Annotated in this window: 11 protein-coding genes and 1 pseudogene; 3 read left to right on the forward strand and 9 right to left on the reverse strand. The window is 53.7% G+C overall.

The genetic code is table 11. The features are described 5' to 3' along the window. The first annotated feature begins 199 nt into the window (after positions 1–199). Positions 200–766: a manganese efflux pump MntP gene (gene mntP, locus ACWKXN_RS10770; RefSeq protein WP_454543774.1), complete on the forward strand. Its 567-nt coding sequence runs from the start codon at positions 200–202 to the stop codon at positions 764–766. Here the strand turns inward: mntP and rlmA are convergent. The 7 genes and pseudogenes from rlmA to mgrB form a co-directional block, all read right to left on the reverse strand. After that, positions 763–1,578: a 23S rRNA (guanine(745)-N(1))-methyltransferase gene (gene rlmA, locus ACWKXN_RS10775; RefSeq protein WP_454543775.1), complete on the reverse strand. Its 816-nt coding sequence runs from the start codon at positions 1,576–1,578 to the stop codon at positions 763–765. The two genes, mntP and rlmA, sit on opposite strands and share 4 nt — an antisense overlap. A gap of 65 nt (positions 1,579–1,643) precedes the next feature. Beyond that, a complete protein-coding gene (gene ftsI / locus ACWKXN_RS10780; protein ID WP_182930834.1) occupies positions 1,644–3,350 on the reverse strand; it encodes a peptidoglycan glycosyltransferase FtsI in 1,707 nt (568 codons plus the stop codon). Positions 3,351–3,581: 231 nt separating this feature from the next. Beyond that, positions 3,582–3,791: a transcription antiterminator/RNA stability regulator CspE gene (gene cspE / locus ACWKXN_RS10785; RefSeq protein ID WP_001062678.1), complete on the reverse strand. Its 210-nt coding sequence runs from the start codon at positions 3,789–3,791 to the stop codon at positions 3,582–3,584. A gap of 13 nt (positions 3,792–3,804) precedes the next feature. After that, positions 3,805–3,949 (reverse strand): annotated as a pseudogene (locus ACWKXN_RS10790) (DUF2627 domain-containing protein). A 525-nt stretch (positions 3,950–4,474) separates the two neighbouring features. Beyond that, positions 4,475–5,464 carry an MBL fold metallo-hydrolase gene (locus ACWKXN_RS10795; RefSeq protein WP_182930835.1) on the reverse strand — a complete coding sequence of 330 codons (990 nt, stop codon included), beginning with the start codon at positions 5,462–5,464 and terminating at the stop codon, positions 4,475–4,477. Between the two features lie 21 nt (positions 5,465–5,485). After that, the gene (locus ACWKXN_RS10800; RefSeq protein ID WP_048979899.1) at positions 5,486–5,776 is read right to left on the reverse strand and encodes a YebO family protein; all 291 of its coding nucleotides are present in this window, start codon (positions 5,774–5,776) and stop codon (positions 5,486–5,488) included. 74 nt (positions 5,777–5,850) lie between these two features. Next, complete coding sequence (gene mgrB, locus ACWKXN_RS10805) at positions 5,851–5,994, reverse strand: PhoP/PhoQ regulator MgrB (protein WP_006175995.1); 144 nt, start codon at positions 5,992–5,994, stop codon at positions 5,851–5,853. A gap of 162 nt (positions 5,995–6,156) precedes the next feature. Between mgrB and ACWKXN_RS10810 the strand changes: the two genes are divergently transcribed. Beyond that, positions 6,157–6,396 (forward strand): YobH family protein, encoded by a 240-nt coding sequence (locus tag ACWKXN_RS10810; protein ID WP_033145832.1) that lies wholly within the window; start codon positions 6,157–6,159, stop codon positions 6,394–6,396. 68 nt (positions 6,397–6,464) lie between these two features. On the opposite strand, the gene kdgR is transcribed toward ACWKXN_RS10810, so the two are convergent. Beyond that, positions 6,465–7,256, reverse strand: a complete 792-nt coding sequence (gene kdgR / locus ACWKXN_RS10815; RefSeq protein ID WP_023312208.1) for a DNA-binding transcriptional regulator KdgR — start codon at positions 7,254–7,256, stop codon at positions 6,465–6,467. Between the two features lie 179 nt (positions 7,257–7,435). Here kdgR and ACWKXN_RS10820 point away from each other — a divergent pair, with 179 nt between their 5' ends. Beyond that, on the forward strand, positions 7,436–8,809 hold the full coding sequence (locus ACWKXN_RS10820; RefSeq protein WP_454543776.1) for an MFS transporter: 1,374 nt from the start codon (positions 7,436–7,438) through the stop codon (positions 8,807–8,809). A 50-nt stretch (positions 8,810–8,859) separates the two neighbouring features. Here ACWKXN_RS10820 and htpX read toward each other — a convergent pair. Further along, a partial coding sequence (gene htpX, locus ACWKXN_RS10825) for a protease HtpX (RefSeq protein ID WP_454543777.1) occupies positions 8,860–9,391 on the reverse strand: 532 nt, incomplete at its 5' end.

Consider the following 9,391-nt stretch of genomic DNA (forward strand, 5'->3'; position numbering starts at 1 on the left):
CGCCCGTCGTTGGGGAGTAGCCGATTTCCTGCTTGCAGGAAATGTACGTGTCAACATACTCGTTGAAAAACGTGGCGCGTACGGATCGCTGACAGCACATCTTATGTGCGGTGCGATCAGGCGAGACCATAGATACATCAACTGCTGTTCACTGGGGGCAGTGATGTGTCATATGGATATCCCCGGTCTGGACGCTGTTATGAATTTCTCCGCTACGATCCTCCTCGCTTTTGGCATGTCCATGGACGCTTTTGCGGCTTCCATCGGAAAAGGCGCCACGCTCCACAAACCTAAGTTCTCAGAAGCCCTGCGTACCGGCCTCATTTTTGGCGCTATCGAAACGCTGACGCCGCTTATCGGCTGGGGTCTTGGCATGCTCGCCAGCCAGTTCGTGCTGGAGTGGAACCACTGGATTGCCTTCGTACTGCTGGTGTTTCTCGGTGGCCGAATGGTGATTGAAGGTTTTCGCGGCGGTGATGATGAAGACGAAGAGCCGCAGCACCGTCACGGGTTCTGGCTGCTGGTCACCACGGCGATTGCCACCAGCCTTGATGCGATGGCCGTCGGTGTCGGTCTGGCATTCCTGCAGGTCAATATTATCGCCACCGCGCTGGCCATCGGCTGCGCAACGCTGATTATGTCCACGCTGGGCATGATGGTTGGACGGTTTATCGGCCCGCTGCTGGGTAAACGCGCCGAGATCCTGGGTGGAATTGTGCTGATTGGCATTGGTGCCCAGATCCTCTGGGCACACTTCGCCGGTTAATCTTCGCGCTGCCAGACGTGGATACTGAAATCCGTCTGGCAGTTAAATATTGATTGTACAGCTAACGCTTCCCATACTTCTGGTTTTGCCCGCCATGCGAACGGCGTCATCTGCAGCAGCGCGGTGGCCTCTTCGCCTTTCAGCGTCATTTCATACGCCACGGTTTGCTCCTGCTTAAGGGTAAAACCGGACAGCTGTTCAGAATGAGGTGCATGCAGACGCACTTCGTCGTAGATCAGCCCTTTCAGCTCCATCAGATGACGCGGGCCCGGCGTTACGGTGACTACCCATCCGCCCGGTTTCACCACGCGAGACAGCTCTTCCGCCTTGCAGGGCGCGTAAATGCGGATAACCGCATCCATGCTGGCATCGTCAAACGGCAGCCGGTGGCTGGATGCCACGCAGAACGTCACGTCAGCGTAACGCTTTGCCGCCGCGCGAATGGCCACTTTCGACACGTCCAGACCGAATGTCAACGCGCCCTTCTCACGGGCGATCTCGGCAAACCGTGCGGTGTAGTACCCTTCCCCGCAGCCGATATCGAGCATGGCGGTGGCTGAACCCGGCAGGATGTCATTCAGCATCTGCGCGACAGTCTCCCGCAGCGGCAGATAGTGCCCGGCATCCAGAAACGCACGACGCGCCTGCATCATCTCAGCACTGTCGCCTGGGTCGCGGGAGCGCTTATGCTGCACCGGCAGAAGATTCACGTAGCCTTCTTTTGCCATATCAAACTGATGCCCCTGCGGACAGGTATAGCTTTTATCTGAATGCGTCAGGGGGGCGTGGCAAAGGGGACAGCTGAAGGACATGGTGACTCCGGAGCATAATCAAAGGGCGAAGTGTACCGCTATTCGCCCTGGTTATAAACGCCTGGTTAACGCATAACGATAAGGTGATCGGAACCCGCCGGTAACCCGTCAGGTTTCACATTCTCCAGACGCAGCACGTTGCCCATAATCTCGCTGAAGACAGGTGCGGAAACGGCACCGCCGTAATAGGCACCATTTTGCGGATCGTTAATCACCACCACCAGGGCAAAGCGCGGATCGCTGGCGGGCGCAACGCCGGCCGTATACGCAACGTATTTATCGACGTACTTCCCGCTGTCGTCAATTTTCTTCGCCGTACCGGTTTTCACCGCCACCCGGTAATCGCGAACGGCGGCCTTAACGCCCCCGCCGCCGGGCAGCGCAACGCTCTCCATCATGTGCTCCACTTCGTGCGCGATCTCTTCCGGCATGACGCGGTGCCCGATAACGGGTGGATCGATACGCGTAATCGAGAGAGGTCGCTCAAGCCCGAAGCCGCCGATCGTGGCGTAGACGTGCGCCAGCTGGAGCGGCGTCACCATCAGCCCGTAGCCGAAGGCAAAGGTCGCACGATCGAGCTGGCTCCAGTATTTACGATTTGGCAACAGCCCCGCGCTCTCGCCCGTTAAGCCAAGCCCCGTATTCGTGCCAAATCCAAAGTTGCGATAGGTATCAATAAGATGCTGGACAGGCATTGCCAGGGACAGTCGTGACACGCCGGTGTCGCTCGATTTTTGCAGGATCCCGGTCATCGTCAGTTCAGGATAATAGCCCACGTCGCGGATACGATGCCCGTCAAGGGTATACGGGTGAGTGTCAATCACGCTGTCTGGCTGGACCAGGCCCTGCTGCAGGGCCGTCATCAGCACCAGCGGCTTGACCGTCGAACCGGGCTCGAACGTATCGCTGATGGCGCGATTGCGGAAATCGTTTATCGTCGCGCCTTCCCGATTATTGGGGTTGAAATCCGGATAGCTCGCCATGGCGAGTATTTCCCCGGTTGGGATATTAATTAGCACCGATGCACCAGACTCGGCCTTGTTCCAGGCCACGGCATTATCGAGCGCATCTTCGGTGATGGTTTGCAGCCGCTCGTCGATACTTAACTGGATGTTATGCGCCGGTGCAGGCGCCACTTCCGTCAGGTTTTCAACCACGCGACCGTATCGGTCTTCCCTTACCTGCCGCACACCCGGCTTACCGGTCAGCTGAGCGTTAAAGCTTTTTTCCACGCCTTCAATGCCCTGCCCGTCAATATTGGTGAAGCCAATCAGGTTCGCTGCCACATGGCCGGCAGGATAAAAACGGCGTGACTCGTCGCGTAAATTGATGCCGGGCAGATTCAGCTTATCGATCCACTTCGCCTGTGCAGGATCGACCTGACGGGCAAGATAAATAAAACGTCCCTGCGGGTTGGCGTTGATTCGCGCCGAGAGTGTGCCCAGGGAGAGATGCAGCGCATTTGCCAACGCCTGCCAGCGTTCATCAACGCCAACGCCCCCTTTTGTCAGCACCGTTTTAGGGTCGGCCCAGACGGCCCGGACGGGCACGCTCACCGCCAGGGGGCGACCTTCGCGATCCATTATCATGCCCCGCGGCGCATCAATCGCCAGCTGGCGGAGGGAACGCATATCTTCCTGCTTCACCAGATTGTCAGGCTTGATGATTTGCAGCCAGGCAACGCGGCCCAGCAAAAAAGCCAGACTACAAAAAATAGCTAAACAGAGCAGCACAAAACGCGCCGGCGTGAAATTGCCAGCGGTCGTTATCATTTTCTTCTTCACCTGAACCCCAGGACTGTTAAACAACGCCCTGATTTAACGGGAAAAGATGGGGTTAAGGTGGCAAAACAGTGCTACTAACCTCGCAGCTTTGCAACAAGTTACTAACAAGACCGCGAATGGTAATATTTTGAAAGATAAGGAACATAAAAAAGCCCCGCATTATGCGAGGCTTTATGTCTGAGATTGAAGTGCTAAGCGCTTCAGTCAGCAGCGGTTCGATCAGATAGCAGTTACGTTAACTGCAGCTGGGCCTTTCTGGCCATCCTGAATTTCGAACTCAACGTTCTGGCCTTCAGCCAGAGTTTTGAAGCCGTTACCCTGGATTGCAGAGAAGTGTACGAACACGTCTTTGCTGCCGTCAGCAGGAGTAATGAAACCAAAACCTTTAGACTCGTTGAACCACTTAACTTGACCTTTAATCTTTGCCATTTTGCAAAATTCCTTAGAGTGTTTTCTTAGCCCGCAGGCATTAACTGAGATAAAACTGAGACATTACTGCATGAGGCACTAATATAAGGTTCGGCAGAGAAGCGGTATTCAACGACAACGTGTTTACTCAGGACTTCTTTACTGAAAATGCCACACATAAACAGAACTGTACCTCGTTTGACCCAAAACGTGTTATCACACACTATGTTTAATATGGCAAGCCATTTTTAAACATGTCTCGATCCGCCGCACAAATTCGAACAGTGCCTGTCAGGTTTTGCACAATTATGCGCATCACTTACAGACAGCTCTGCTGCGTAACAAAGACCCAGCGTTGCTTTCACAAGCGCTGTAATCTAAGACTTTTTTAACATAGCTCAATCATTACGAAGCGTCCAGCAACCGGGAAAAGAAATCTTACGTCCTGATTGAGTTAGAACAATTTGTGAAAACTTATGCTTAAATCATTGTAACGCGACCAAATTGTTTCAGACAAAAAACACTGTTAATAACCCGCGCCGACCTGTATTAAAATGCACCAACTAATAAACAGTGTTATGCACCAAAATAATGAAATTTTTATGACTCTGCATCAAAACAAGGCAAGCAAAACGTTTCGATAAAAATAAAACATTCCTGAACGCGTTTACAGACAGAATATATGCACTACGTTATCGCTTCGTTTATAAGGATAAATATTCACCAACTTTCAGTATCCTGAAAGAATGATTAACTGGTGCTAAATTATCTAGCGCGTCAGTTAACTCCCGCACAGGTTCATCCAGGGATTCATCTGCCAGTTCAAACACGCCCCAGTGAATGGGAAACGCCAGAGGGCAGCCCAGCTGCTGCCACAATGCCACCGCAGATTGCGGATCCATATGATGGACAGCCATGAACCAGCGTGGGGCATAGGCTCCAATCGGTAACGCGGCAGCATCTATATGGCCCAGACGTTCAGGTATCAACAGCAGCTCTGGCGAATACCCCGTATCTCCGCTGAACCAGAAACGATGATGTCGACCTTCCATAACCCAGCCGCACCATAATGAGCGATTGCGGTTCCATGGCGTGCGCATACTCCAGTGCTGTGCCGGTACGGCGGTTAGCGTCATCCCCTGCCAGGTGAAGCTCTGCCACCAGTCGAGCTCAACCACGCGTTTTGCCCCCCGGCGGCGAAACCAGCCGGCCAGGCCCAGCGGAACAAAAAAACTGACCTCGGGGAAGCGTTTGAGAATACGGCGAATGGTCGCGTCATCAAGATGATCGTAATGATTATGGGAGATGACGACCGCATCAAGCTGATGGAGTTGATCGACTGACAGCGCGGGAGGCGTTTTGCGCTGTGGTCCCAGGAAAGGGAGTGGAGAAGCGCGCCGTGAAAAAACCGGATCGGTAAGGATGATATAGCCGTCCAGCTGCAGCATCACGCTCGCGTGTCCCAGCCACCACACCCCATCTTCATGAGGTTGCGTAAGCTCAACCGGTTGCCACCACTGTTGGATAAAGTCTTCATAACCCAGCGCGGGTGGCTTCGGTAAACCGGCCTCTTTACGCGCTTTGCGCCAACGGTCAAGGTCGCCGGGTTGATGTCCGACAGGATCGGTATTACAAAAACCGTTCGGAGTGTGATGTTTCAGGGAGGGGTCATACCAGGGATTTTTCCAGACCACAGCCACCTCCCGGACAAAAGATTAACGCTCAGCCACCAGGCGGATAAAGTCGTCTTCGTCTTTGTTATCTTCAGCGACCGCGTCTTTCGGCGCGTCTTTCTCTTCCGGTTCGTTAGCCTCACACAGACGGCGCAGCAGCGCATTCTGACGTTTTTGCTGATCGAGCAGCGCTTCCAGCAGTTCAATCTGCTCGTTAGTACGGGAACTGGCGCGGTTCACGAAAAACCAGATGACCAGGCCCACAAGCAGAACAACCAAAGAAATCAACAGGGATGCCATATTCAGCAGCCCTGAATTCAGTAACTCACCCATTTCACCACCTCAATAAAAACGTCTATTTTACCACTGGCGCGAAGGAAGGAAATCACCTTGAGAAAAAATGCGTATTACCACGGAATAAACTTATTGATTGCGCAAACGCCGCTAAAAAACTGTACATCCTGATCGCACATCACATTGATCGTCTGCGTCCATAACACCACGCACGCTATCAGCACGATAATCAGAATTACCCAGCGTATTTTTTTCACTCCACACTCCGTCTAAAAACCTGATGTAACGAGGTTATCACGCTTATCTTAAACAAGGACTAACTGTACCGCCATCGCGCTTTTTTTCAGAATCCTGCACTTGTTTCATCGTGTAAACCGTTTACGCTAGCTTTATGATAACAACGACAAAAGAGGTTAATGATGCGCTTCATCATTCGAACAATTATTGCGCTGGCCATCGTCTGGATTGGCCTTCTGCTCACAGGTTACGGTGTGCTCGTGGGAAGCACCGAGAACGCAGCCGGGTTAGGGATTCAATGTAAATATTTAACAGCACAGGGCGTGAGCACTGCGCAGTATCTTCATACGGACAGCGGGATCGTTGGCTTGACCCACTGTCCGGTCCTGCGTAAGACATCCGTCGTGATTGATAATGGCTAATCGGCCGGTGAAATGACTGGCAAAAAAAACGCCGCAACAGAGCGGCGTTTTTTTTATACGAGCAGAGGTTAAAACGGGTAGTCGTGGTAACCCATCTGTTCAGAAATCTTACGTGCGGCAGTGTGCAGAATAGCCACATATTCATGCAGGCGCTCTTCGGAGAAGCGTAAGGTCGGGAAGGAGATACTCAAGCCCGCGATCACAACCCCAAAGCGGTCAAATACCGGAACGCCGATGCAGCGAAGCCCCTCTTCCTGCTCTTCGTTATCTTCGCCATAGCCCTGTTCGCGTACGCGATCGAGCACCGTTAACAGCGCGTCCGTGCTGGTAATGGTTCGGGAAGTACTTTGCTTGTATTCCACGCCTTCGAGGATCTGCTTCACTTCTTCACGATCGCGCCACGCCAGCAGAACCTTACCAATCGCGGTACTGTAGAGCGGGTTGCGACGACCAATGCGCGAATACATGCGCAGATTGTACATGGAGTCGATTTTATGGATGTAAACAATGCTGTCTTCATCCAGCGCGCCGAGATGGATGGTCTCTTTGGTCAGGCGAGAGATCTCACGCATCTGGATATCAGCGCTGCGGATCAGGTCAACATTTTGTAGCGCACGGGCGCCCAGCTCAAACAGCTTCAGCGTCAGAGAGTATTTTTCAGATTCACCTTCCTGGGCTACGTAGCCCAGCGACTTCATGGTTTGCAAAAAGCGATATACGGTGCTTTTAGACATCATCACGCGCTGCGACAACTCTGTAATACCTATTTCACGCTCTTCCCCCAGCGCCTGTAAGATGCCAAAAACCTTCAGCACGGAAGAAACAGAATCTGGCTGTTTATCCAAATCCGCAATAGCCATTTACCACCTCATAGAGAGTGTTTTATAAAAATCAGAACCGGTTTTTATTATAAGTTCCCGTCATGTCACCTGCAATCAATCCGCGTTTACTTCGTTACAAATCTGCGACATATCGCGGCTGTAACAATGCTAAAATAGTTACCCTGAGAATAATTTCACGCTGAGCTTTTTTAATCCTAATGGAAAAGACCCTTTCCGATGGCCTGCCTTTACCCCAGCGGTATGGCGCTATAGCGACCATCATTATTGGTATCTCAATAGCCGTCCTTGACGGCGCAATCGCGAACGTTGCCCTGCCAACCATCGCCAGCGACCTGCACGCCTCTCCCGCCAGTTCGATATGGATCGTTAACGCCTATCAGATTGCGATTGTGGTTTCCCTGCTCTCGTTCTCTTTCCTGGGCGATATGTTCGGTTACCGTCGGGTGTATCAGTGCGGTCTGGTGGTTTTCACCTTCACGTCCTTGCTATGCGCCCTTTCAGATTCACTGCATACCCTGACGCTTGCCCGCATTGCGCAGGGTTTTGGCGGCGCGGCGCTCATGAGCGTAAACACGGCGTTGATCCGCTTAATTTATCCTCAGCGTCATCTGGGGCGCGGCATGGGGATTAACTCGTTCATCGTGGCCGTCTCTTCAGCCGCCGGGCCAACCATAGCGGCGGCGATCCTTTCCGTTGCGTCATGGCAATGGCTGTTTGCTATTAACGTGCCGCTGGGCCTTGTCGCTATATTCTTTGCCCTGCGCTTTCTTCCCGCTAACGGTCCCAAAAGCACCATGCCGCGCTTCGATGTGGCGAGTGCGGTGATGAATGCCCTGACCTTTGGCCTGCTGATTACAGCGCTGAGCGGCTTTGCGCAGGGACAGTCCCTGATGCTTACCGGCGCGGAGCTCATCGCCCTGCTGGCGATCGGCTTCTTCTTTGTTCGCCGCCAGCTCACTCTCCCCGTGCCTTTGCTGCCGGTCGATCTGCTGCGTATTCCCCTCTTTTCCCTCTCTATTTGCACGTCAGTCTGCTCGTTCTGCGCCCAAATGCTGGCCCTGGTTTCTCTGCCCTTCTTTCTGCAGAGCGTGGTCGGCCGTTCAGAAGTGGAGACCGGCCTGCTGTTAACCCCCTGGCCGCTGGCGACCATGGTGATGGCTCCGCTGGCAGGTTACTTAATTGAACGCGTCCATGCCGGTTTACTGGGAGCATTGGGGCTTGCGGTGATGGCGACAGGCCTTTTCGCGCTGGCTCTGCTACCGTCCTCGCCAACCGATCTGGACATCATCTGGCGCATGATCCTGTGCGGCGCAGGGTTTGGCCTGTTCCAGTCCCCTAACAATCACACCATTATCACCTCCGCGCCGCGCCATCGCAGCGGTGGTGCCAGCGGCATGCTGGGGACCGCGCGCCTTCTGGGACAAAGCAGCGGCGCAGCGCTGGTCGCCCTGATGTTTAACCTCGTCGGACAAAACGGCAACCACGTTGCGCTTCTCACCGCGGGAGCCCTTGCTTCCCTCGCGGCGGTCGTCAGCGGCCTGCGGGTGACCCAGCCCAAAGTTCAGGCATAAAAAAAGCCGGGCGGTGTGTTCTCCTGCCCGGCTTATTAGGGTTCTTAGCGTTACTTCAGGTATTCCCCACTGCGCAGCGCTTCGATACGTTTATCCAGCGGCGGGTGAGACATAAACAGCTCGCTCAGCGATTTGGATTTACCGTTAATGCAGAAGGCCATCATGCTGTTCGCTTCCTGCGGCTCGTAGCTGGTTTTCAGGCGCTGCAGCGCGGCAATCATCTTCTCACGACCAACCAGCTTCGCCGAGCCGGCATCCGCGTGGAATTCACGGTGGCGGGAGAACCACATGGTGATGATGCTGGCCAGAATACCGAATACCAGTTCCAGAACCATCGAAACGGCGAAGTAGATCAGCGGGTTGCCGTTGCTCTCTTCACCTTCGTCACGGTTGCCGCCCATAAAGCCTGCCGCGATCTGCGCCAGAATACGGGAGATGAAGATCACGAAGGTGTTCACCACGCCCTGAATCAGGGTCATGGTCACCATGTCACCGTTGGCGATATGGCTGATTTCGTGGGCAATAACCGCTTCGGCTTCGTCACGGCTCATGTTCTGCAGCAATCCGGTGCTGACGGCAACC

The organism is Enterobacter sp. UPMP2060 (genome assembly GCF_053709655.1).

What these genes read in the sequence shown, in the direction of transcription:
- mntP (WP_454543774.1), top strand. Translation starts at nt 200, where the DNA reads ATGAATTTCTCCGCTACGATCCTCCTCGCTTTTGGCATGTCCATGGAC.
- rlmA (WP_454543775.1), bottom strand. Translation starts at nt 1,578, where the DNA reads ATGTCCTTCAGCTGTCCCCTTTGCCACGCCCCCCTGACGCATTCAGAT.
- ftsI (WP_182930834.1), bottom strand. Translation starts at nt 3,350, where the DNA reads ATGATAACGACCGCTGGCAATTTCACGCCGGCGCGTTTTGTGCTGCTC.
- cspE (WP_001062678.1), bottom strand. Translation starts at nt 3,791, where the DNA reads ATGGCAAAGATTAAAGGTCAAGTTAAGTGGTTCAACGAGTCTAAAGGT.
- ACWKXN_RS10800 (WP_048979899.1), bottom strand. Translation starts at nt 5,776, where the DNA reads ATGGGTGAGTTACTGAATTCAGGGCTGCTGAATATGGCATCCCTGTTG.
- ACWKXN_RS10810 (WP_033145832.1), top strand. Translation starts at nt 6,157, where the DNA reads ATGCGCTTCATCATTCGAACAATTATTGCGCTGGCCATCGTCTGGATT.
- kdgR (WP_023312208.1), bottom strand. Translation starts at nt 7,256, where the DNA reads ATGGCTATTGCGGATTTGGATAAACAGCCAGATTCTGTTTCTTCCGTG.
- ACWKXN_RS10820 (WP_454543776.1), top strand. Translation starts at nt 7,436, where the DNA reads ATGGAAAAGACCCTTTCCGATGGCCTGCCTTTACCCCAGCGGTATGGC.